Here is a 23790-nt window from a genome sequence, read left to right on the forward strand (position 1 = left end):
CCCTGAACAGCATTTAGGGGGGAGCGCTTCTTGTGTATCATAATGATAAGCGTAAGCTGACATACTTTAAGGAGGTGGACTATGCGGAGTAATTCCCTGTACCGCAAGTATTTTAAAGATAATATGTTTATGCGCTTCACTCTTATTGTCTCCTGTATCTTCATTGCAACGATTATTGCCTTCTCGTATCTGGTGCTGATGCTGATCTCGGATTCTGCGGTGCAGCGGCAGATGGATATCCAGCGCAAGACGATGGAGAGTATCAGCAACTATGTGGAGAACAAATACCAGTCCGTCCAGGATATGATCCGTGATGTGTACCGGGACGGCAGCCTGGCGAGCAATACCACATTTCTGCTGGAGCACCCCTTCGGCGAATATGTCGAGCACAGGCTGGACCGCTACCTGCTCGGGGATCAGACGACCTCTAACGCCGTACAGTATTTCCAGAACAAGATCGACGATGATCCGGATATCCGCAGCCTGATGCTGTACAGCGCCAATCAGCAGGTGATGTACTATTACGACAACCGCAGGCAATTTGACCGGGTATCCACCAATGCGGCTCATTCCTTTGTCCCGGATTCGATGGTTCTGGATGAAGAGAGCCTGGTTTCCGTGCCGAATATATGGGTGCTGAAGAGCATCGGCATGCCGAGAGCCCCTATGTTCTCGGTGAAGATTCCCATTAACAATAAGTCGTCGCTGCTCAATATCGGCCAGATGCTGGTCTACTTCGACTCCGAATCCATCTGGCAGGCCATGCATAACTATAAGCAGGATTTCAAAGGCGAGATTCTTGTGCTCTCCGCCCAGAATGAAGTCATCTTTGACACTTCGGGTCAAGGGTACGGCCGGAAATATATGAAGCTGCAGGGGGCGAACTCCGGGGAGGAAATCTCTATGGACGGAATGGTGGTCACCAGCCTGACCCAGAGCCAGGCCGGCTACACGGTGGTCAGTCTGATCTCCAAGAAGGAGCTTGCCGAAACCTATAGCAGCGCACGCAATACTATTGTTACGATTGCCCTCGTCTGTATCCTGTTCGCCGTGCTGCTGCCGGCGATGTTTATTTCGAATTTTGCCAAACGGACGCACCGTATTATCCGCTTCACCCGGAAAGTGAAAAACGGGGATTTGAACACCCGGATTATAGACAACCGTGAGGATGAACTGGGCCAGATTGCCAAGAGCTTCAACAGCATGCTGGATGAACTGAACCAGTACATTGATCAGGTGTACAAAGCTGAAATCAAGCAGAAGCATACGGAAATCGCTACGTTGGAGGCAAGGGTGAATCCGCATTTTCTCTACAATACGCTGGAGGTTATACGGATGCGGGCGATTTCAAGCGGGGCGAAGGATGTGGGCGAGATGATCTACAGCCTGTCTGTGCTGTTCAAATCGTATGTTCGTCCGAAGGCGAAATATACGTTCAAGGATGAACTCGAAGCCTGCCGTATGTATCTGGAGTTGTTCCGGATCCGTTACAAGGACCGGTTCTCCTATACCATTGAATGCAGTAAAGAGCTGGAGCCTATTCCTGTACTCAAAATGTCCCTTCAGCCCGTGATTGAAAACTATATTCTGCACGGCATGCGCACCGGACAAACCGGTAATGTGATCAGCATCAGGGTCCATCCGAATGATCACAACAATATAAGGGTTGTTGTCTCGGACAACGGCCTGGGGATTGCCGGGGAGAAGCTGAACCAGCTCCGGCTGGGCCTGGAGGATAACCGTGAATTGTCCGGATCAGAGTCATTCGGGCTGCGGAGCATTCATGAGCGGTTAAGGCTGATGTACGGCAAGCCGTACGGGGTTGAGCTGGCCAGTGAAGCAGGAGCCGGAACCGAGGTCACTATAACTTTTCCATATCCCGTCAAGGAGGAGACAGATCATGTATAAGGTGTTTATTGTTGATGATGAGCCGTTCATTCTTAGCGGCCTGCAGGATATATTGGACTGGGAGCAGCTGGGCCTTGCGATTGTGGGACAAGCCGAGAACGGGCAGGAGGCGCTGGAGCAGCTGCGGGAGGTGCCTGCCGATATTCTCATTACCGACATTTCAATGCCCGTGATGACCGGCCTAGAGCTGATCCGTGCGGTCCGGGAATTCCGTCCGGAGCTGAAGGTGGTTGTGCTGAGCGGATATGATGAATTCATATATGTCAAAGAAGGCCTGTCACTGGGGATTGAGAATTATCTGCTCAAGCCGATCAATCTGGAGGAATTCCGGAGCACGCTGGAAACGATTGTGGAGAAGCTTGATGTCTCCAGGCTGGGTACGCAGTGGTGGGAATATACGAACTCTGTGCTGAAGGATAATGTGCTGCTGCGCTGGATGCGGGGGCAGATTGATCCTGAAGAGCGGTCCGAACGGCTGAATCTGATCGGCCTGCCGCTCGGCGGGCGTTATGTTCAAGTTGCCCTGGTGCAGGCAGAACCGGCTACGGAAGCCTTCAGGAAGAACGTGGAGGAGCTGGTCGGCGCACAGACCTCATTCTTCATGTTCTGGGATTCCGACAATGATCTGGTGCTCATACATAATTATGAAGAAGCCTCCAAGGGAGCGGAGCAGATGGCAGTCATGCTCCAGGAGATCACCGGCCTATGCGCTACAGGCCAAGGTGTGCGGGCGGCCGTAGGCTCGGCTGTGGAGGGAGTGGATGCTGCACCCTTCAGCTATGAGCAGGCGAAGCAGACCCAGGAATTCATGGAGATCCATCCGGCACGGAGCCTCATTTATTATGAGCAGCTGAAGGACCGGAAGGAGGATCTGGGGGCGGTTTTGCCGGAGGACTGGAGCGAATATTCCAAGCTGATTATGGGCAAGAATCTTCCAGCATTGACAGAGAGAATTGAATTGTATTTCTCCGGGAAAGCTATGGAGTCCCTAACACCCGAGCTACTCCGGGAGATTTCCCTGGAATGGATTCTGTATTTCCGCATGCTGATTAAGGAAATCCGCAGTGAAATGGAACGGGAGCTTATTGCACAGGGGCTGACCGCGATCCACAGGACGAATTCGCTGCCCGGGCTGTCCGCCGCAGTCATGCAGACGGCCGGAAGCATCATCGAGCTGCTGGACCGTGAGCTGAAGAGTCCAGTTGTGAACCAGGTGCTGAATTACATAGAGAAATCCTACAGTGAGGATCTGTCACTGAAGAAGCTGGGCTTCATGTTCAATATTCACCCGGTGTACCTGGGCCAGCTATTTCACAAAATGACCGGTGAATCGTTTGCGGAATATATGAACCGTTACCGGATTGAGAAAGCAAAGGAGCAGCTCCGCTCGACAAACAACAAGGTACATGAGATCGCACGAAGTGTCGGCTACTGGGAAATGGGCTATTTTTATAAACAATTTAAGAAATACGTTGGCATCTCACCGACAGAATTCAAGGGGCTGCTCTAAGCAGCTCCTTATTGATAGATATATGTTATGTTTGGGGTTTAATTTCTTTATTTCATACCTGAATATATATAGTTTCTCTTCTATTTGAAAATGCTTTCATCTTATAAAGTAAAGGTATAGCTCATGGAAACCTGCAGCCGGGAATGCCCGGCAGGCCTGAATTTCCGGACGGCTAATTAAAAGGGGGTACGGCAAATGAGTAAGAAAAAGAAACACTTCTCCTTGTTGTTGACAACGCTTTTAACCGTTTCACTTGCGCTTAGCGCATGTGGGGGGAACACTAAGAACAATGCAGGCGGGGAAACGGCTTCAGGAGGCAACAAAGCTACGGAGTCTACGGAGAAGCCTGTAGAGCTGATCTGGTACACTATCGGGCCGCCGCAGAAGGATATGGATAAGGTGCTTGCAGAAGTCAATAAATACACGCTTGAAAAAATCAACGCAACACTCGATATCAAAATGCTCGACTTCGGGGACTATACGCAAAAAATGCAGGTCATGGCTGCTTCGGGCGAGCCTATGGATATCCTGTTCACCTCTTCCTGGGCCTTCGATTATGTGCAGAATGCACGTAAGGGCGCCTTCCTGCAGCTCGATGATCTGCTGAAGAACCAGGGCAAGGGCATTGTAGATACGATTGATCCGGCATTCATGGAAGGCTCCAAGGTTGACGGCCATAACTATGCCATTCCGGCCAATAAAGAGCTTCCGGCTCAAGAAGTCTTCCGCTTCAATAAAGAGCTGCTGGACAAATACAAGCTTGATCTGACCAGCGTGAAAACGATGGCCGATCTGGAGCCGCTGCTCAAAACCATCAAGGAAAACGAGCCTGGAGTGACCCCGTACGCTATGGTCAAAGACTTCATGCCGATTATGCCATTTGACTATGTGATCGAGAAGATGCCGATGGCAGTATATATGGACACCAAGGACTACAAAGTGGTCAACATCCTTGAAACTCCTGAGATCAAGGAAGCGCTTAAGACGGTCCGCAAATTCTATCAGGCGGGTTACATCTCTCCTGAAGTAGCCACTACATCATCGGTGGATGACTTGTACAAAGCCGGCAAATGGTTCACTGACCGCGCATCTACCCAGCCGATGGCCGACAATCTGTGGTCAGTAAGCTACGGGTATCCGGTTGTGTCAACACCAGCCAGTCAGCCTTATATCTACAACTGGTCCGTCATGGGCTCCATGCAGGCGATCTCCGCCAACTCCGAGTATCCTGAGAAAGCCATGGAATTCCTGAACCTGCTGAATACAGACCCTAAGCTGCGCAACATGATTGACTCAGGCATCGAAGGCGTACATTACGAGAAAATCAGCGACAACATGATCAAGAACCTCCCGGATGCGAAGAACTACGATATGCCGACGTTCTCCCTGGGTAACATTATGATCAACTATCTGAATGAAGGCGACCCTGAGAACAAATGGGAAGAATTCAAGAAGTTCAATGATGCCGGTATCAATGCACCGCTACTCGGCTTCAACTTCGATACTTCCAAGGTGACGAATGAAATCGCCGCCGTTCAGAACGTGAAGGAAGAATTCTGGGCACCGCTGATGACCGGATCTGTAGATTCGGAAGAATACCTGACCAAGGCCAATGAGAAACTAAAAGCCGCCGGTCTGGATAAAATCATTGCCGAAGCCCAATCACAGATCGACGCCTGGAAAGCAGCGAACAATAAGTAGCATTCTATTCAAGGATCGGGCGGGTGATTAGACTTTGCCCGGTCTTTTTGTATCAACGGAAGAATTTTCCGGTATAGGAGGAACTAGGAGTATGGGGAAAATAGGAAAGTCCGCCAAAGATGTGTTGAGAAATAAAGTGCTGCTGTTTATGGTTCTGCCGGGCACGCTGTGGTTTTTATTCTTCTCCTACCTGCCGATGGTGGGTACGGTCATTGCCTTTAAGGAGTACCGCTTCAGCCGGGATGGCTTCTGGGCCAGCATCATCAATAGCAAATGGGTCGGCTGGGATAATTTCAAGTTTCTGTTCAGCACCAATGATGCCTATCTGATCACACGTAATACTCTTTTGTATAATTTAGCCTTCATCATCCTTGGCCTGATCCTGTCGGTGGTGATGGCGGTGGTGCTGTCCGAGATTGCCAACAAGAAGCTTGCCAAGTTCTATCAAACAGGCATGTTCCTGCCATACTTTCTGTCCTGGGTCGTTGTGGGATACTTCGCATTCAGCTTCCTTAGCTCGGAGCGGGGGCTGCTCAACGCCATGTTCGGCAGCAATATCTCCTGGTACTCTGAATCGAAATACTGGCCGTTCATTATTATATTCGTGTTTCTATGGAAAGCCGTCGGCTATAACAGCGTGGTCTATCTCGCCGCAATTATGGGTATAGACAAGTCCCTCTACGAAGCGGCCATGATCGACGGGGCCAGCAAATTCCAGCAGATCCGCGGGATTACGCTGCCGATGCTGAAGCCGATCATCACCATTATGACCTTGCTTGCTATAGGGAAGATATTTTATGCCGACTTCGGACTGTTCTATCAGGTGCCGAGAGATTCGGGGACGCTCTACAGCGTGACCAACGTAATTGATACGTATGTGTACCGTGGACTCAAGACTACCGGCGAGATCGGAATGAGTACGGCTGCGGGCTTATATCAATCCGTTGTAGGGTTCGTGCTGGTCATTACCTCTAATTACATCGTGCGTAAATTCGATAAGGACAGTGCATTATTCTAGGGAAAAAGAAGGAAAGTGAGGTCATCCAAATGTCTGCTAATCCAGTGAAATCGCGCGATTTCCACAAGCTGTCGCCGGTGTGGAATATTATCTTCAATTGTATCGCCGGGGGCTTTGCCATCCTGTGTATCTTCCCGTTCCTGTTCGTCGTACTCATCTCGTTCACGGACGAAGGGGCGCTTGCGCGGGACGGCTATCAATTAATCCCGGCCAAATGGAGTCTGGAAGCCTACAAATATGTATTCGGCTCTGGGGACACGCTGCTCCGTTCCTATGGGGTGACCATTGCCGTAACCGTCATTGGCACGCTTGTCAGCCTGATCATTATTTCACTTTATGCCTATGCCATTTCACGTAAAAGCTTCAAATACCGCAATTTCTTCGCGTTTTTCGCGTTTTTCACCATGCTGTTTAACGGAGGGCTGGTTCCTACCTATATTGTAGTGACACAGATGCTCGGTTTGAAGGACACCATCTGGGCACTGGTGCTGCCGCTGGCCGTCAATGCTTTTTACATTATGATCCTGCGTACCTTCTACATCACCAGCGTGCCGGATGCCCTGATTGAGTCGGCCAAAATCGACGGCGCCGGAGAGTTCCGCACCTTCCTGGGAATCGTGCTGCCGCTGTCCTTGCCGGGCCTCGCTACAATCGGGCTGTTCAGCACCCTGGGGTACTGGAATGACTGGTTCAATGCCCTGCTCTATATTGATAATCCGAATCTGGTGCCGCTGCAGTCGATGCTGATGCGGATTGAGACCAGTATGCAGTTCATTATGCAGAACTCGCAGAACAGCTCGCTCAGCCTGGAGGCACTCCGCAATATGCCGCAGGATACCTCGCGTATGGCGATGGTGGTACTGGCTACCGGGCCGATTATTTTTGCGTATCCGTTCTTCCAGCGTTACTTCATCCAGGGTCTTACCGTGGGTGCGGTTAAAGAGTAGGGGTCTAGAGGAGTACAACAGGAGAAAGGGTGTGGGAGCCGTAATGTTATATAAAGACTCTGCGAAGCCCGTCAAGGAACGGACTGAACATCTGCTTGGGCTGATGACGCCGGAAGAGAAGGTAGGCCAGCTCGTTCAGCTGTTCGGGTGGCAGACCTATGATCATACAGAAGGAACGATAGAACTTACAGAAGACTTCAAACGCCAGATCCGCGAAGGCGGCATCGGTGCATTATACGGCACATTGCGGGCAGATCCCTGGACAGGGGTCACCCTGGAGAGCGGACTTGGAGCGCGGGCCGGAGCCGAAGCGGTGAATACCATCCAGCGTTATGTGCTGGAGCATTCCAGGCTGGGTATCCCCCTGCTGATCGGCGAGGAATGCTCGCATGGGCATATGGCGATCGGGGCGACAGTATTTCCGGTTCCCCTGCTGATCGGCAGCACATGGAATGTAGACCTCTATCGGGAGATGTCCCGCGCGGTAGCGCTGGAGACCCGGGCACAGGGGGGAGCGGTAACGTATTCCCCTGTGCTTGATGTGGTGCGTGATCCGCGCTGGGGCCGAACCGAGGAGTGCTTCGGCGAAGATCCGTATCTCATCGGTGAATTCGCTGTAGCTTCTGTGGAAGGACTGCAGGGCGACCGGCTTGACAGCGGGTCCAGTGTGGGGGCGACACTGAAGCATTTTGTCGCTTACGGCAGCTCGGAAGGCGGCAGGAATGCCGGTCCGGCGCATATCGGCAAACGGGAGCTGCTGGAGGTCGATATGTACCCGTTCCGCAAAGCGGTGGAAGCCGGTGCGGTATCCATCATGCCGGCTTATAACGAGATTGACGGAGTGCCTTGCACAACCAATCAGGAGCTGCTAGAGGATATCCTGCGCGGCGAATGGGGCTTCAAGGGCATGGTCATTACCGATTGCGGCGCTATTGATATGCTGGCCTCGGGCCATGATACAGCGGACGGCGGAGAAGATGCGGCAGTGCAGGCGCTCACCGCCGGGATTGATATGGAGATGTCCGGCGTCATGTTCGGAGGATATCTGCTGGAGGCGCTCCGTTCCGGGCGGCTGGATGAGAAGCTGGTGGATCAAGCGGCTGCACGTGTGCTGGAGCTGAAGTTCCGGCTGGGCCTGTTTGAACAGCCGTTTGCCGATCCGGGCCGGGCAGAGCAGGTGATCGGCAATCCGGAACATGCGGAGCTGGCACGGAGCATTGCGGCAGAAGGAATTGTACTGCTGAAGAATAACGGTATCCTTCCATTATCGAAAAACAAAGGCACGGTTGCCGTGATCGGCCCCAACGCAGATATCGGCTACAATCAGCTTGGGGATTACACCTCGCCGCAGCCGCGTGACCGGGTAGCAACGGTACTGGCCGGAATACGGGCCAAGCTCGCCGCTGAACCGGAACGGGTACGTTATGCGCCGGGCTGCCGGATCAAAGACAGCTCCACCGAGGGCTTCGAGCTGGCGCGCCAGGCGGCAGCCGAAGCGGATACGATTGTGCTGGCGCTGGGCGGGTCGAGCGCCAGAGACTTCGGCGAGGGCAGCATTGATCTGCGGACCGGAGCCTCGAAGGTAACGGAGAATGGCCTTAGCGATATGGACTGCGGTGAAGGCATTGACCGGATGTCGCTACATCTGTCCGGCGTTCAGCTGGAGCTGCTGAAGGAGCTGAAGACGCTCGGCAAGCCGGTAGTTGTCGTGTATATCAACGGCCGTCCTATTGCTGAGCCTTGGATTGACGAACAGGCGGATGCCATTCTGGAAGCCTGGTATCCCGGGCAGGAGGGCGGTCATGCCATTGCGGACATCCTGTTCGGCGATGTGAATCCGTCCGGCAGATTAACGCTCTCCCTTCCTGCGGATGTAGGACAACTACCCGTATATTATCTGGGCAAACGTTCACGCGGCGCACGTTATCTTGAAAGAGATTCGGAGCCGCTGTATCCCTTCGGCTTCGGACTCAGCTATACCGAATTCAGCTATAGCGGACTGAAGGTAGAGCCTGCTGAAATCCAGGCGGACGGGACGGCTGAGGTTACGGTTGAAGTAGAGAACACAGGCACCCGCAGCGGTGCAGAGGTCGTGCAGCTCTATATATCTGACCGGGTCAGCAAGGTCACCCGGCCGGCCAAGGAACTCAAGGGCTTCCGCAAGATTGTTCTGGAGCCGGGTGAGAAGCAGACCGTTACGTTCAAGCTGAGTGCAGAGCACCTGAGCTATATCGGACCGGAGTACAAGCTGGTGGTTGAGCCGGGGATCTTCCGGATCGGAGTCGGCCGGAATGTGACCGATACGCTGGGTACAGATCTTGCGGTGATGGAGGGTTAGATATGGAACGATTGAATACGGAACGAATAGATAGATTTATCCGCGAATGTTCGCAAGCGCAATGGCTGGAATACCGGGCGATTGAAGACTGGAAGGTCTTCTCCACAACCTACCGCCAGCCGGGGCATTATGACGAATTACAGCCTTATGCGGGCAGCGAATCCTTCGGATTGTTTCCCAGTGTGCAAGGAACGACTTATTTCTTCCGCACCACGCTTGATATTCCGGCGGACTGGACCGGTGCGGATACAGGGATCATCTTCCACTCCGGCGGAGAAGGGCTGCTGCGTGTAGGCGGAGCTTCCCGCCAGGGGCTGGACCGCAATCATACCTTCGTTTCACTTGACCCTGCCTCCGACGGAAGAAGCCCGGAGCTTGAGATCGAGCTCTACGATCCGGTTCCCGAGCCGGATGATCCGCTGAACAAGCAGGCGGTTATTCAGCCGCCAATCCGGTTCATCACTGCTGCGCTCGTCAGGGTTAACCAGCCGGTACAGTCGCTGATGTATACAGTGACCGTCATCCGGGATTCGGCGCTGCTGCTGCCGGAGCAGGACTTCCGGCGTGTCCGTATCCTTGAAGCGCTACACCAGGCGATGGATGCGTATGTGTCTTTGGGACGACCTGAAGATGGGGGCAGCAGCGGCAGGATCAGAGACATTGAGCAGGCGCTGACCGCAAGTGTGCGGGCCATCGGCGGTAACAGCGAGGGCTTCATTCATATGATCGGGCAGTCACATATTGATATTGCCTGGTTATGGCCCACGAGGGAAACGGTGCGGAAGACCAGTCGTACCTTCTCGACGGTTCATGCCTTGATGGAGGAATATCCCGATTACCGTTATGCCCAGAGCCAGCCGCAGCTATTCGCTTATCTGAAAGACAATGATCCTGAATTGTACGGGAAGGTGAAGGCGCGGATTCTCGAAGGGCGCTGGGAGCTGGTTGGCGGTATGTGGGTGGAGCCGGATCTGAATATTCCAAGCGGCGAATCCCTGATGCGGCAGATGCTGTACGGGCAGCGGTTCTACCAGGAGGAGTTCGGACGGCAGTCCGAGATTGAATGGCTGCCGGATACCTTCGGGTATTGCGCTTCCCTGCCGCAGATCCTGAAGCACGGCAAGGTCCGTTATTTCATGACGACCAAGCTGGGCTGGAATGATACGAATCTGTTCCCTTATGATTTGTTCCACTGGGTAGGCATCGACGGAACCGAACTTCTGTCTTATATGAACCACGGAGTGAATGAGAGTACGCTGCCGAAGGATATTCATGAGCACTGGCAATCTTACCGTGAAAAAGCCGTGCACAGCGAACAAATGCTGCTCTATGGACACGGCGACGGAGGCGGCGGAGTGACCCGGGAGATGCTCGAATATCTCTCACGCTCCGAGCTGATGGTGGGCCAGCCAGCCTCCGGCTACAGCACGGCGGCTGATTTCTTCGCAGGCATTGAGCAAGCGAAGCCTGAGCTGCCGGTCTGGCAGGGCGACCTCTATCTGGAGCTGCACCGGGGAACCTATACCACACATGCCCGGAACAAGCGCAATAACCGCAAGGCCGAGATTCTTTATAGGGAGGCGGAACTATGGCAGACGCTGGCCGGACACCATCTGCAGCCGCAGCGGCGGGAAGAGATCGGGCAGGCCTTGCATGAAGGCTGGAAGCTGATTCTGCTCAACCAGTTCCATGATATTATTCCCGGCTCGTCGATCCCCGAGGTCTATCAGACCTCGGATAAGGAGTACCAGAGCATCTTCGCCCTTGGAGGGGGCAGCCTGAAGTCGGTCATGGAGGCTGCCGTAACGGATATTGATACCCGTGGAGAGGGACAGCCTTATGTCATTCTGAATGGTCTGGGCTGGACCCGGGATATGGTGGTAGAGCTGGAGCAGACCGGAGTGGAGCATACCGCTTCAGCCGTATATGACAAGAGCGGAATACGGCTGGAATCAGAGCAGGTTACTGCTGGAGAGCAAGCCGTTCTCCGTGTCCGGGTGCCGGCGGTTCCGGCCTTCGGGTATGTTACGGTGTGGCTGAGACCAGAGGAGCAGACGGAACCGGCGGGGAACGGTGGAGTTCGCGGTAACAGTGAAAACAGCGGAGTTCACGGTAACGGTGGAAACAGCGGAGTTCACGGTAACGGTGGAAACAGCGGAAACAGCGGAAACAGCGGAGCTGTCGCTAATTCCCGAAATGGTGGAGATAGCGGAGTTGTCGGAGAGGGCACGCATGACGACAATGGCGGAGATGAGCCAATATCGGCAGCCGCAGCATCGTTCGATCTGGAATGGGAGACCGGTTATTACCGTCTCCGGTTCAATGCTCTGGGCGAGATCATCAGCCTGTACGACAAGGAAGCCGGGCGTGAGATTGTCAAGTCCGGAGAGCGCCTGAACCGGCTGCATTTCTTCCATGACCGCCCTATCCTATGGGATGCCTGGGATATAGACAGCCGTTATGAAGAGCAGCCTGCCGGAGAAGCAGTACTGCTGGAGAAGAAGCTGTTGTCCTCAGGCCCCGTCAGCGATGTGCTGTACTTCCGCTGGAGCATCGGTCAATCCGAAATAGAGCAGGAGCTGATCCTGTATCACAGTGACCGGCGGATCGACTTCAAGACGAAGGTGGAGTGGCATGAAGCCCATAAGCTGCTCAAGGTCGGCTTCCCGGTAGATGTAGTGACCAGCAAGGCGACCTATGAGATTCCGTTCGGCGCGCTGGAACGGTCAACGCACCGCAACACAAGCTGGGAGCAGGCGCAATATGAAGTCTGCGGGCACCGCTATGCCGATGTGTCGGAGTATGATTACGGCGTAAGTCTGCTGAACGACTGCAAATACGGCTATGACACGCAAGGCAGCACGATCCGTCTGTCGCTGCTACGCGCGCCGCGCTGGCCGGATCATTCGGCGGATCAGGGCGCACATGAATTCACGTATTCACTGTATCCGCATACCGGCGACTGGCGCGGGGCGCATACCCTCCGCAAAGCCACTGAGTTGAATCACAATTCCTATGCGGTCGCCTGTGATTCAAGTACGGGCCAGCGCCCGCCGGTCGGCACCTTCCTTCCCTATGAAGGGAAGCAGGTTGTGCTGGATACGGTCAAGCTTGCGGAAGACGGAAGCGGCAGTATTCTGCGGCTGTATGAATCCGCTGGCGGACGCGAGACCGTCAAGCTCGGCTGGCCGCTGCCGCATTCGGCGATCTATCTGTCCAACGCACTGGAAGAAGAGACAGAGCTGCTGCCGGGTGAGGCTGGAGAGCTGACGCTAGACTTCCAACCTTTTGAAATCAAGACCCTGAAAGTTATTCATTCTAAATAAGCTGAATAATTGAAGATAACAAAAGCTAGAAGGAACGGAGGGGGATTTTGGAACTGTAGGAGCGATAGCGACCGCCTTTGTCGCCGGATTTCAACTGCGAAAAGCAGGTTAAATCAAGAAATCTGGGGACAACAGCGGCCGAAAGTCCAAATATTCATCGCAGTGACGAGCGAGCTTTAAGTTAATAGCTTCAGTTCAGCTACACTATAGATTAAACCGAAGGAGACTATCATCTTGGAACAATTCAGACTTCCCCGCATTCAGATGCCGGAGCTGCCGCTCCCGTCATCCATTCAGGCCGTATTGGCCGAAGCCGAACAGAAGCTGGCCCACCGGCCCAAGCTGCAACGTCTGTTCCGGAACTGTTTTCCGAACACGCTGGAGACTACCACCAAGCTGCTTGACGATGGAACTACATTTGTCATTACGGGCGATATTCCGGCCTGCTGGCTGCGCGATTCCGTGGAGCAGGTCATTCATTATGTGCCTTTTGCCGCAGAGGACCCGGACCTACAGCGTATTATCGGCGGGCTGATTAAGCGTCACACGCAGTATGTGCTGATTGATCCTTACGCCAACGCATTCAACGAAACGGCTAACGACTGGCACTGGAATGCCGGGGATGTGACGGAGATGTCGCCCTGGGTGTGGGAGCGCAAGTTCGAGATTGACTCGCTGTGCTTCGTGATCCGGCTGGCCCATGCGTACTGGGAAGAGACGAAGCAGACCGACTTCTTCACCGCGGATTTCAAAAAAATGCTGCGTGTCATCACCGATCTGTTCAAGCGGGAGCAGCATCACGCCGAGCAGTCCCCTTACCGCTTCACGCGGAACAACGGGATTATGGAGGATTCAATCCGAAATGGCGGCCTTGGGATGCCGGTGAATTACACCGGAATGATCTGGTCCGGCTTCCGCTCCAGCGACGATGCCTGCGATTTCCACTACAACATTCCAGGGAATATGTTCGCCGTTGTGGCACTGCGCCAGATGCAGGATTTCGCCGAGTGGGTATTCCGGGACCTGGATTTCTTGGCCGAGCTGAAGGAACTGGAGCAGGAGGTGGACCACGGCATCAAGCTGTACGGCACCTACCGCCACCCGGAATTCGGGCCGATCTACGCATACGAGACAGACGGCTATGGCAACTACAGCCTGATGGATGATGCCGGAACACCGGGCCTCATGTCCATTCCGTATCTGGGCTACGTGACGAATGACGATCCGGTCTACCAGAATACAAGACGTTTTGCGCTGAGCAGCGAGAATCCGTTCTACTTCGAGGGCAAAGCCGCCAAGGGAATTGGCAGCCCGCATACCCCTCCGGGCTATATCTGGCATATGGCGTTGTCCATGCAGGGAATCACGGCGGACAACAAGGAAGAACGGCTTGCACTTATCGCTATGCTTGAAGCAACCGACGCCGATACCGGATATATGCACGAAGGCTTCCTCGCCGACGATCCGTCGGTCTTCACCCGCAAGTGGTTCGCCTGGTCGAACAGCCTGTTCTCCCAGCTGGTCTGGCGGGCGCTGCAGGAAGGGATTCTCTAGGTCCGGCCTGCATGAATACAGAATACAGGAAGCTAATTATGATTGTGTAAAGCACTTTTTCATATACAAAGGAGACCTGAGCATGAGTACAATTATTGGAGAACCCTTAGCAAACATCCCTTGGCAGGAGAAACCGGCGGGCAGCCATTCGCCTGTATGGAGATATTCTGCTAACCCGATCATTAACCGCGATGCCATCCCGAACTCGAACAGTGTGTTCAATTCGGCGGTTATCCCTTTTGAAGGCGGCTTCGCAGGTGTGTTCCGCTGTGATTCCAGGTCGGTCAGCATGGATATCTTTGCCGGCTTCAGCGAAGACGGTGTGAACTGGAAGATCAACCATGAGCCTATCGTATTCGAGGGCGATGAAGAGATCATCAAGCGGGAATACCGCTATGATCCGCGCGTATGCAAGATTGACGACCGTTATTATATCTCCTGGTGCAACGGCTATCACGGGCCTACAATTGGACTTGCATATACATTTGATTTCAAGACCTTTCATCAGCTGGAGAATGCCTTCCTGCCGTATAACCGTAACGGCGTACTGTTACCCCGCAAGATTGGCGGGAATTATGCCATGCTCAGCCGTCCAAGTGATACTGGACATACGCCGTTTGGCGATATCTTTTACAGCGAAAGTCCTGACCTTACCTTCTGGGGTAAACATCGTTATGTAATGGGCACAGTGAACGGCGATGCCTCCGCCTGGCAGTCCAAGAAGATTGGCCCCGGTCCGATTCCGATTGAAACCGACAAAGGCTGGCTGCTCATCTACCATGGCGTAATTAACACCTGTAACGGGTTCGTCTACCGCATGGGCTGTGCGCTGCTGGATCTGGATCAGCCTTGGAAGGTGAAGGCCCGCTCGCGCAACTATATTCTCGGCCCGGAGACGTTGTACGAATGTGTAGGCGATGTGCCGAACGTAACTTTCCCTTGCGCGGCATTGACAGATGCGGCTACTGGACGTATTGCCATCTATTATGGCTGTGCAGATACAGTTACAGGTCTGGCCTTCACCACTGTGGATGAGCTGATTAGCTATATGGAGGAATATCCGCTGGAGATTGAGGGGTAAACAGCTATGACAAAACAACAGACAGCGCATATTATCTCGCATACGCACTGGGACCGGGAATGGTACCTCCCGTATGAACGCCATCACCTCCGGCTTATCCGGCTGGTGGACAGCCTGCTGGACACACTGGAGCAGAACCCGGATTTCCGGAGCTTCTTCTTCGACGGACAGACCATTATCATCGAGGATTACCTCCAGGTCCGCCCGGAGAACCGGGAACGGCTGGAGCGCCATATCCGTGAAGGCCGGATCTATATCGGGCCATGGTACATCCTGCAGGATGCGTTCCTGACCAGTCCGGAAGCCAATGTGCGCAATCTGCAGATCGGCCATAAGGATGCCGGTGTGTACGGGGAAGTCTCCAAGATCGGTTATTTCCCTGACACCTTCGGCCTGACCGGACAGATTCCGCAGCTCATGGTGCAGGCGGGAATTACCAATGCCTTCTTCGGGCGCGGGGTGAAGCCGACAGGCTTCAACAATACGGTCTCCAGCGACGGCTATGAATCCTCCTTCTCGGAGCTGGTCTGGGAAGGACCGGACGGGTCGCAGGTGCTGGGTATCCTGTTCGCCAATTGGTATTCTAACGGGAATGAGATTCCGGCAGGCTTAGAGGAGGCGAAGAGCTTCTGGGAGCGCAAGCTGGCAGATGCGAAGCAGTATGCGGCCACGGATCAGCTGCTGTTCATGAACGGCTGCGATCATCAGCCGCTGCAGACCGATCTGCCGGAAGCGATCCGTACTGCGGAGCAGCTGCACCCGGAGATATCCTTCGTTCATTCGAACTTTGCCGATTATATTAAGGCTGTGCAGAACTCTCTTGCCGGCCGTAGCCTCTCCACCGTTAAGGGCGAGCTGAGAAGCCAGCGCACTGACGGCTGGGGCACACTGGTCAATACCGCCTCCGCCCGGGTGTACCTGAAGCAGCTGAACCAGCGGGGCCAGGCGCTGCTGGAGAAGGTGGCTGAGCCTCTGGCTGTTATCGCCAAGCTGCAAGGCGGGGAGTATCCGCATCATCTGTTTACCTATGCGTGGAAGACGCTGATGCAGAACCATCCGCATGATTCCATCTGCGGCTGCAGTGTGGATGAGGTGCACCGGGAGATGGTTACCCGGTTCGACAAGAGCTACCACACCGCCGAGGGCATTGTGGCGGACAGCATGCAGGCCATCACCGCAGCGGTGGACACCTCGGGCTTCGCCGCCTATGATGAAGCTGCAATTCCGCTCGTTGTGACCAATACAAGCGGCTGGAGCCGCACGGGGACAGTGACCGTGGAGCTTGATGCGGTCCGGTTGTATCTGCGCGAAGGGCACACGCTTGAAGAGACCGCCCGCCGGATGAAGGCGGTGGACCTCGGCGGACGGATTCTAATCGATGAACAAGGCAATGAGATTCCTTGTACGGTTCAGGATCTGGGCCTGTCGTTCGGCTATGATCTGCCGGATGACCGGTTCCGGCAGCCTTACAGCTGCCGCAAGGTGCAGCTGACCTTCGAAGCGGCGGCAGTGCCTGCGCTGGGCCTCCGCACCTATGCCTGGGTTCACCCGCTGGCAGAGGCTGCTGCCGGGCGGTCCGGCCAAGACCCGGCAGTGGCCGGAGCCTCAGCGACGCTTGTCCACGGCGGGCGTATTCTGGAGAATGCCACGCTGCGGGTTGAGGTGATGGCAGACGGTTCCTTCACACTGGAGCATAAGCCAAGCGGCAGAGTCTACCGCGATCTCGGCGTCTATGAGAACACCGGTGACATCGGCAATGAGTATATGTACAGACAGCCTGCGGGTGAAGTTCCGCTGACTACCCGGGGGCTGACGGCTGCGGTCAGCGTCATTGAAGATACACCATACCGGGCCTCCGTAGAGATAGTCCATGAATGGGAGATTCCCGCTTCCGCTGACGCCATGCTGGAAGAAGAGCAGCGTGCGCTGGTCTATTATCCGGAGCGGCAGGCGCAGCGCTCCTCGGAAACAGTGCTGCTTAAGCTGCGGACGGTATTAAGGCTGGAGCGCAGCGGCCAAGGCCTGGAAGTGAAGAGCTACATCGACAATACAGCGAAGGACCACCGTCTGCGGATGCTGTTCCCTACCGACCTTGAAGCGGCATCCCACCGTGTGGACTCGATGTTCGAGCTGGCCGAGCGTCCGAATGAACCGGCGCCGGAGTGGCTGAACCCGAGCAATGCGCAGCATCAGCAGTGCTTCGTAGATGTGTCCGGGGAGCAGGCGGGACTTACGGCCGCCAATCTCGGACTCCATGAATACGAGATCCTGCGCGACGGCCGCAATACCATCGCCGTGACTCTGCTCCGCAGTGTCGGCGAGATGGGCGACTGGGGCTGGTTCCCTACGCCGGAAGCCCAGTGCCTGGGTGAACAGACTGCCGAGATGCTGCTTATTCCGCATCATGGAGATGTTGTGGCCTCTGGTGCGGCGGCTATGGCCTACCAGTTCCAGATTCCATGGACCTGCTCGCAGGCGGAGCTTCACGCTGGAACCATTCCTGCCGTGTACTCGGCTGTCCGCTGGAGCGGCAAGACGGCAGCGTTCTCCTCACTCAAGCTGAACGAGGACAGCGGAGATCTGCTGCTCCGCTGGTTCAATATGACCGGCGAGTCCAGTATACTGAAGCTGGATACCCCGCTGCCGGTTGCCGCCTTCTATACATCGAATGTGCTGGAAGCCGAGGGTGAATTGCTGGAGACTGACCGGGACGCTGCCGCGCTCAAGCTTCAGCTTGGCGGACATGAGATTACAACGGTCGGCATCCGGCTTGGCTGATCCATGGATAACGAAGATGCAGAAGATAAAGCTGTAGTAGAGAGGTGAACCGCAGATGGAGAAGCTAACCGGTGATCCAAGCCCGTTCCCGGGTGTGCAGCAGTATATCAGGGCCTCTCAGGGGCAATGGAGACTGTCGGCACAATCCCGGGTTAGGATCGCAGACAATGCCAGTTCGGATGGAAACAAGGTTCTGTATGACACAATTTTTATTGTTCTCTCGGAATATGCGGGCAGTCTGACGCAATCTGAGCGGCTCATGCCTGTAGTATATGGAGAAGGTGAGACACCGGATTCAGGAGACATTGTCATTGACCTGAACAGCAGCGGACAGAGCAGAGGTATGGACAGCCTGGAAGGTTATGTCATTGACATCGGGAGCTATGCGAGGATTACCGCGCCAAGTGAACGTGCAGTGATGTATGGACTGCGGACGCTGCTGCAGATACTGGAGGCTGACGGCTTCGTGCCCTGCGGAACCATTACCGATTATCCTGCGGTGGCGGAGCGGTCGCTGCATATTGACATCGGGCGGAAGTTCTATACCGAAGAATGGATCATGGACCGGGTCAGGGAGATGTCCCGGCTCCGGCTGAATACGCTGCAGCTGCATTTCTCCGAGAACGAAGGCTTCCGGCTGATGAGTGAGAGCCATCCTGAGGTGATGTCGGATCAAGCTTTAACCAAGACAGAGATGAAGGCTATTATCCTTGCGGCCCAGCGATATCATGTGGATATCATTCCTTCACTGGATTCACCGGGGCATCTGGCCCAAGCGCTGCTTACACATCCGGACTGGCTGCTCAAGGACTCGGCAGGTAATGCTGCTCGGGGGGCGCTGGATATTACGAGCCCGGCAGCCCGCAGGTTCGTTCTGGACCTGATGGACGAATATGCGGAATTGTTTGCGGGCAGCCGCTATTTTCATATCGGCGGGGATGAATTCATCGACTTTGCGGAGTTCGACAAGTATCCGCAGCTCGCCGAATATGCGCGGAATGTACTGAACATCAGCGGCGGAACAGGCGTGGATGCCTACATTGACTACCTCAACGGAGTTGCTGAGCATCTGGAGTCCAAGGGGTGGATTGTCCGCGCCTGGAATGACGGGTTGTACCGCGGCGACCAGACCCAGAGAGTGGCACCCAAACCCTCCATTCAAATTACGTATTGGACGAAGTGGCACCCTATGATGGCCCCGCTGGACGCGATTGTGGCCAAAGGCCATCAGGTGATTAACTTCAACGACGGTTATTTGTATTACGTGCTGGGCGAGCATGCGGGCTACACGTACCCGACGGCAGAGAAAATCCGCGCTTCCTGGCATCCGGGATTATTCTCGGCCCGTACCGGGGAAGCCAAGCAGGAATACACCGGAGATTATCCGCGTGAATTCATTGGCTGCACGTTCTCTATCTGGAGCGATAAGCCGGAAGCGCAGAGCGAAGCCGAAGTGGCGCAAGGCATCCGCGGGCCGCTTGGCGCGATGGCGGAGTTAGCGTGGCTGGGGAAGCAGAAGCCGCACGGTGACGCGGAGGTTAGCGAACGAAGTTAATAGTTTGAAGCTAAGTGCTGTCCCACAAGCCACCAAGGCTTGTCGGGGCAGCTTTTTTAATGGAGGGAGGCAGAGATGGTGAAAACAGAGTATTCCCATCTTGGATTTTCAATAATAGTAAAAAAATGGTTGTAAAAAGCGATGAAATGTTATAATTTGGAAAAATGATCGGCAAATGTAATTGAGGTGATTTGTTTTATTAATTACGAGGTTTATAAATGAAAAAGAATAAAAGGTTTATAATTAGCCTTTCATTGGTTTGTTTAGCTGTCTTTATGTAAGTACTACTGTTTTTGCCCAAATGGAACCGTATAAATGGAAGTGTTCATTCTGGTTCAGAAGCTCAGGCTCTTCAAGAATTTAAGAGTTTGGATGCGGAAGCTTTTATTGATAATATAAAAAAGGAATTAACGGATTAATTATAATTAACAAAAAGTATATCCAGTGTTACATGGATATACTTTTTGATCTTTAAGGTGGTGATCCTATGAACTATAAAATTTTGTTAATTAGCATACTTACATTTTGTATATTAATTGTTATGGGGAATTTCAGGTGGGAATACCGCGAATCAGATGAGATATTCACCTATAAATATGATAGATGGACCAAACAATTATGGGTTGAATTCACTCCTGAAATTGGTACAAATGACATTACTGACATTCCGTTAGTATACGTTGATAAACTTACAACAAAAGAACTAGAACCATATCTAATGAAATTAGGAGTAACCGGACAAGGAGTTAAAAAATGGGTGTTTCGAACTAGAGCATCAGATGTCTATATTGGGATGCTAATAGCAAACGTAACTACTATTTTGTTTAGTTGTTTTAAAGCATATGTCCAATATATTCGTCGGAGACATAATAAAGTCAGCTAATTTTAGGCAGTTAATTATAACCCATACAACGAATCATCCTTTTAGAGTGAATCTTGAGGATACCTTAATTCGCTTGATTGGGTTGTTTTTCTATGTGACAATTTTTCACAAGAACTTCTGACTGTGCTCTCCCTTACCGTAATTCAACCCCGCCTGATAAGCCTGCTCCAGCAGCACCCCATAATGCGACGGGTCGGAACTCGTAGTCTCGTAGAGGAACTCCACCCTGGAGTCTGTGATTCCGCAATAATCGGCAATGCCCACGTTAAGCAGCTGCATGATGGCTTCATCATAATTACGCTTCTTCATCTGCTCCTGCGTTACGCCTGCCAGAGCCAGCCACAGGGCATGCTGATGGGGAAGCTGGCTTGTGCCGTAAGCGAATCCGTTATTGAGCACACGGTCCACATATCCCTTCAGCATTGCAGGCAGATGCCACCACCACACCGGAAACACAAACGCCAGGGCATCATGCTCCTTCATCCGCTGCATTTCCCGTTCTACCTCAGGTGAGAAGGATTGCTCCGCAAGGGACAAGTCAGGTTCGTCTCTTTCTCTTAAAATAGGGTCAAACCCGATTTCGTGCAAATCCAATATCTCATAGCCGTGTCCGGCTGCGGTCAGACCTTGTGCAAAGCGGCGGGCAACCTGGAAGGTCAGGGAATCCTGCCTCGGGTGCGAAACAACAATTAATACGTTCATCTCTATCTTCACTACCTTTCTTAAGCTGCAGGTTTGTAGCCATGTTCAGTGGCTGATGCTATTATAGACAGGAATCTAATAATCCGGAAGTACGCACTTTCATGTGCTATAGGAAGCTCGAAGTGCCACAGGAACATTGAAGTTCCCTACATAGGCTAATCTTGTCCCGGCATTAACAACCGCGGTAACGGAGGAATCGGAAATGACTGAACAGAATGGAAATCGTGAACTGAGCGGGGAAAAGATAACTAATGCGCCGAAGAAATATAAGGTGGGCGTTGAGGCGGCATTGGAAGTGATGGGCGGCAAATGGAAGCCGCTGATTATCTACCATCTTATGACCGGACACAAACGCACCTCCGAGCTGATGCGGCTGATCCCCGGTATTACGCAAAAAATGCTCACCACCCAGCTAAGAGGCCTGGAGAAGGATGAGATTATCTCGCGGAAGATGTATCAGGAAATCCCGCCCCGGGTGGAATATGAGCTGACGGCCTACGGCTGGGGACTGAAGCCTGCCCTGGATCTGCTCTGCTATTGGGGTGAGGAGCATCTGGACAAGGTGTATGGCGACAAATCCAGAGTGCTGGAGGAGTTCTAGGCCGGACTTCACGGACGTACGAAAGGGGACAAGTCATGGAATTTGCAAATATAACGACAGTGGTTACATTGATCAATATCATTCTGGCATTGGGCTTTCTGTTCATTGAACGCAGGGAGGCGGGATATACCTGGGCCTGGCTGATGGTTCTATTCTTCATTCCTATTTTGGGATTTATCCTGTATATCTTTTTCGGGCGTAATCTGAAGAAGAAGAATTTCTATAATCTGTTTATCGAAGAGCAGGAATATGTCCAGGCGGAAGCGGACAAGCAGCTGGCGGTCCTGAACCAGGAGGCTGACGATGCGCCGCCGCTGCTGCAGAAATATGCAGAGCTGATCACCATGAACATCAGATCGTCGCATGGCCTTTTGTCCAGTGATAATGAGCTGGTCATCTACAGTGACGGCCATCAGAAATTCGCCGCTTTATTCGAGGATATCCGCTCGGCCAGGACAGAGATCAATATTCAGTATTACATCATTCAGCCGGATGCGCTGGGGACGAGGCTTAGGGATGAATTAACGGCAAAAGCACTGGAAGGCGTGAAGGTACGTCTGCTCTACGATGAGGTTGGATCCAAGCGGATCTCCAGGCATTTTCTTCAGGAATTGCGTGCAGCCGGAGGAGAGGTTGAGGTGTTCTTCCCGTCTGTGCTGAAGCCGCTGAATTTCCGGATCAACAACAGAAATCACCGTAAGCTGTGCATTATCGACGGAAGAATTGCGTATATCGGGGGGTTCAATGTAGGGGATGAATACCTTGGGCTGGACAAGAAATTCGGCTATTGGCGGGACACCCACCTCAGGATCACCGGGAATGCAGTCAATCATATTCAAGGCAGATTTGTTCTGGACTGGCATCAGGCCGGGAAGCATACGCGGGGGGATTACGAGGAATTCGCCTTTTACACTGAGCAGCATTCCGGGATAAGCCCGGTCCAGATCATTACAAGCGGCCCCAATTCAGAAACTGAGCATCTGAAGAACATGTACATCAAGCTCATTCTGTCGGCCAAACAAAGCATATTTATCCAGACCCCCTACTTCATTCCGGACACGAGCTTCATGGATGCCTGCAAAATCGCCCTGCTCTCCGGTGTGGATCTGCGGATCATGATTCCTGACAAGCCTGACCACCCGTTCGTGTATTGGGCGACCTGGGCGTATGCCGGGGATTTGCTTAATTATGGAGCCACGATCCTGCTCTATGAGAACGGCTTCCTGCATGCCAAGACCATTGTGGCAGACGGGGAGGTGGCTTCCGTAGGGACGATGAATATCGATTCGCGCAGCTTCAGATTGAACTTCGAGGTCAATGCCATTGTGTATGACCGGAAGATTGCTGCACAGCTCCAGGATATGTTCCTGAGCGACAGCAAGCTAAGCTCTGAGCTTACGCTTGAGCGCTACAGGGAGCGGTCGCTGATGATTAAGCTGAAGGAGGGAATCTCCCGGCTGCTGTCGCCGATTCTGTAAAGAGAGTGAAGAGTAAGCAACTGCACTTCGTAGAAGGAGGAATAGCTAATGGGGATGCTGGGCCAATATGTCATGGTAGATGAGGACACCCTGGAGCGTATGATGGAGATGGATGGAGCCAGGCTACTGGACTTCTACAGGAAGGCGCTGGCCGCCGGGAAGCATGTCATCTTCAGTATAGTCTGAAATCCGATCGCGTGAAGCGCCGGGCCGTCTCAGGAAGGAGAGGACCCGGTCTTCAGGCTTTTCTGGAGACAATATTTCGTGTGGCCTTCCTGCGGACAATCTTTAATTTCCCCGAAGATCTCATAACCCTTAAGAGAGCTGGCCAGCAAGTATGGCGAAGTATTGGGTTATCCTGATCTGGAGGCGCCGGAGCGTAAGGCGGTTATGTACGTAAGCCAGAGCAG

Annotated in this window: 16 protein-coding genes; 15 read left to right on the forward strand and 1 reads right to left on the reverse strand. The window is 53.3% G+C overall.

The genetic code is table 11. The annotated features are described in order from the left end of the window. Positions 1 to 81 precede the first annotated feature (81 nt). The 12 genes from MKX70_RS15450 to MKX70_RS15505 all read left to right on the forward strand — a co-directional run bounded on the left by MKX70_RS15450 (position 82) and on the right by MKX70_RS15505 (position 20599). Complete coding sequence (locus tag MKX70_RS15450) at positions 82 to 1908, forward strand: sensor histidine kinase (RefSeq protein ID WP_340840286.1); 1827 nt, start codon at positions 82 to 84, stop codon at positions 1906 to 1908. Continuing rightward, positions 1901 to 3418 (forward strand): response regulator transcription factor, encoded by a 1518-nt coding sequence (locus MKX70_RS15455; protein ID WP_042238207.1) that lies wholly within the window; start codon positions 1901 to 1903, stop codon positions 3416 to 3418. The genes MKX70_RS15450 and MKX70_RS15455 overlap by 8 nt, the downstream gene beginning before the upstream one ends. A gap of 195 nt (positions 3419 to 3613) precedes the next feature. Beyond that, on the forward strand, positions 3614 to 5119 hold the full coding sequence (locus MKX70_RS15460; protein ID WP_042238205.1) for an ABC transporter substrate-binding protein: 1506 nt from the start codon (positions 3614 to 3616) through the stop codon (positions 5117 to 5119). Positions 5120 to 5210: 91 nt separating this feature from the next. Then, positions 5211 to 6137 (forward strand): ABC transporter permease, encoded by a 927-nt coding sequence (locus tag MKX70_RS15465; RefSeq protein ID WP_042238204.1) that lies wholly within the window; start codon positions 5211 to 5213, stop codon positions 6135 to 6137. Between the two features lie 29 nt (positions 6138 to 6166). Next, the gene (locus tag MKX70_RS15470; protein WP_042238202.1) at positions 6167 to 7084 is read left to right on the forward strand and encodes a carbohydrate ABC transporter permease; all 918 of its coding nucleotides are present in this window, start codon (positions 6167 to 6169) and stop codon (positions 7082 to 7084) included. A gap of 43 nt (positions 7085 to 7127) precedes the next feature. Beyond that, positions 7128 to 9422 carry a glycoside hydrolase family 3 N-terminal domain-containing protein gene (locus MKX70_RS15475; RefSeq protein WP_340790171.1) on the forward strand — a complete coding sequence of 765 codons (2295 nt, stop codon included), beginning with the start codon at positions 7128 to 7130 and terminating at the stop codon, positions 9420 to 9422. Positions 9423 to 9424: 2 nt separating this feature from the next. Continuing rightward, positions 9425 to 12748, forward strand: coding sequence for an alpha-mannosidase (locus MKX70_RS15480; RefSeq protein ID WP_340840287.1), 3324 nt, complete (start codon positions 9425 to 9427; stop codon positions 12746 to 12748). Between the two features lie 234 nt (positions 12749 to 12982). After that, positions 12983 to 14302 (forward strand): glycoside hydrolase family 125 protein, encoded by a 1320-nt coding sequence (locus tag MKX70_RS15485; RefSeq protein WP_340784073.1) that lies wholly within the window; start codon positions 12983 to 12985, stop codon positions 14300 to 14302. An 82-nt stretch (positions 14303 to 14384) separates the two neighbouring features. Further along, on the forward strand, positions 14385 to 15383 hold the full coding sequence (locus MKX70_RS15490) for a glycoside hydrolase family 130 protein (protein WP_340840288.1): 999 nt from the start codon (positions 14385 to 14387) through the stop codon (positions 15381 to 15383). A gap of 6 nt (positions 15384 to 15389) precedes the next feature. Further along, positions 15390 to 18161, forward strand: coding sequence for an alpha-mannosidase (locus MKX70_RS15495; RefSeq protein WP_340784075.1), 2772 nt, complete (start codon positions 15390 to 15392; stop codon positions 18159 to 18161). Between the two features lie 55 nt (positions 18162 to 18216). Continuing rightward, the gene (locus MKX70_RS15500; RefSeq protein WP_340784078.1) at positions 18217 to 19716 is read left to right on the forward strand and encodes a beta-N-acetylhexosaminidase; all 1500 of its coding nucleotides are present in this window, start codon (positions 18217 to 18219) and stop codon (positions 19714 to 19716) included. Between the two features lie 487 nt (positions 19717 to 20203). Further along, a complete protein-coding gene (locus MKX70_RS15505) occupies positions 20204 to 20599 on the forward strand; it encodes a hypothetical protein (protein ID WP_042238189.1) in 396 nt (131 codons plus the stop codon). Positions 20600 to 20704: 105 nt separating this feature from the next. On the opposite strand, the gene MKX70_RS15510 is transcribed toward MKX70_RS15505, so the two are convergent. Then, positions 20705 to 21301 carry an NAD(P)H oxidoreductase gene (locus tag MKX70_RS15510; protein ID WP_042238187.1) on the reverse strand — a complete coding sequence of 199 codons (597 nt, stop codon included), beginning with the start codon at positions 21299 to 21301 and terminating at the stop codon, positions 20705 to 20707. A 202-nt stretch (positions 21302 to 21503) separates the two neighbouring features. On the opposite strand from MKX70_RS15510, the gene MKX70_RS15515 reads away from it, so the two are divergent. From MKX70_RS15515 to MKX70_RS15525, 3 genes are read left to right on the forward strand one after another with little or no spacing between them, the layout of a single operon-like run. Then, positions 21504 to 21902 carry a winged helix-turn-helix transcriptional regulator gene (locus tag MKX70_RS15515; protein WP_340784082.1) on the forward strand — a complete coding sequence of 133 codons (399 nt, stop codon included), beginning with the start codon at positions 21504 to 21506 and terminating at the stop codon, positions 21900 to 21902. A 35-nt stretch (positions 21903 to 21937) separates the two neighbouring features. Beyond that, positions 21938 to 23380, forward strand: coding sequence for a cardiolipin synthase (cls, locus tag MKX70_RS15520; RefSeq protein ID WP_340784084.1), 1443 nt, complete (start codon positions 21938 to 21940; stop codon positions 23378 to 23380). Between the two features lie 48 nt (positions 23381 to 23428). Beyond that, positions 23429 to 23566, forward strand: a complete 138-nt coding sequence (locus MKX70_RS15525; RefSeq protein ID WP_156123271.1) for a hypothetical protein — start codon at positions 23429 to 23431, stop codon at positions 23564 to 23566. Positions 23567 to 23790 lie beyond the last annotated feature (224 nt).

It is taken from the genome of Paenibacillus sp. FSL R7-0312, assembly GCF_038004445.1.
GTDB lineage: Bacteria > Bacillota > Bacilli > Paenibacillales > Paenibacillaceae > Paenibacillus_AQ.

What these genes read in the sequence shown, in the direction of transcription:
- MKX70_RS15470 (WP_042238202.1), top strand. Translation starts at nt 6,167, where the DNA reads ATGTCTGCTAATCCAGTGAAATCGCGCGATTTCCACAAGCTGTCGCCG.
- MKX70_RS15460 (WP_042238205.1), top strand. Translation starts at nt 3,614, where the DNA reads ATGAGTAAGAAAAAGAAACACTTCTCCTTGTTGTTGACAACGCTTTTA.
- MKX70_RS15450 (WP_340840286.1), top strand. Translation starts at nt 82, where the DNA reads ATGCGGAGTAATTCCCTGTACCGCAAGTATTTTAAAGATAATATGTTT.
- MKX70_RS15490 (WP_340840288.1), top strand. Translation starts at nt 14,385, where the DNA reads ATGAGTACAATTATTGGAGAACCCTTAGCAAACATCCCTTGGCAGGAG.
- MKX70_RS15495 (WP_340784075.1), top strand. Translation starts at nt 15,390, where the DNA reads ATGACAAAACAACAGACAGCGCATATTATCTCGCATACGCACTGGGAC.
- MKX70_RS15475 (WP_340790171.1), top strand. Translation starts at nt 7,128, where the DNA reads ATGTTATATAAAGACTCTGCGAAGCCCGTCAAGGAACGGACTGAACAT.
- MKX70_RS15480 (WP_340840287.1), top strand. Translation starts at nt 9,425, where the DNA reads ATGGAACGATTGAATACGGAACGAATAGATAGATTTATCCGCGAATGT.
- MKX70_RS15510 (WP_042238187.1), bottom strand. Translation starts at nt 21,301, where the DNA reads ATGAACGTATTAATTGTTGTTTCGCACCCGAGGCAGGATTCCCTGACC.
- MKX70_RS15500 (WP_340784078.1), top strand. Translation starts at nt 18,217, where the DNA reads ATGGAGAAGCTAACCGGTGATCCAAGCCCGTTCCCGGGTGTGCAGCAG.
- MKX70_RS15515 (WP_340784082.1), top strand. Translation starts at nt 21,504, where the DNA reads ATGACTGAACAGAATGGAAATCGTGAACTGAGCGGGGAAAAGATAACT.
- MKX70_RS15455 (WP_042238207.1), top strand. Translation starts at nt 1,901, where the DNA reads ATGTATAAGGTGTTTATTGTTGATGATGAGCCGTTCATTCTTAGCGGC.
- MKX70_RS15525 (WP_156123271.1), top strand. Translation starts at nt 23,429, where the DNA reads ATGGGGATGCTGGGCCAATATGTCATGGTAGATGAGGACACCCTGGAG.
- MKX70_RS15465 (WP_042238204.1), top strand. Translation starts at nt 5,211, where the DNA reads ATGGGGAAAATAGGAAAGTCCGCCAAAGATGTGTTGAGAAATAAAGTG.
- cls (WP_340784084.1), top strand. Translation starts at nt 21,938, where the DNA reads ATGGAATTTGCAAATATAACGACAGTGGTTACATTGATCAATATCATT.
- MKX70_RS15505 (WP_042238189.1), top strand. Translation starts at nt 20,204, where the DNA reads ATGAACTATAAAATTTTGTTAATTAGCATACTTACATTTTGTATATTA.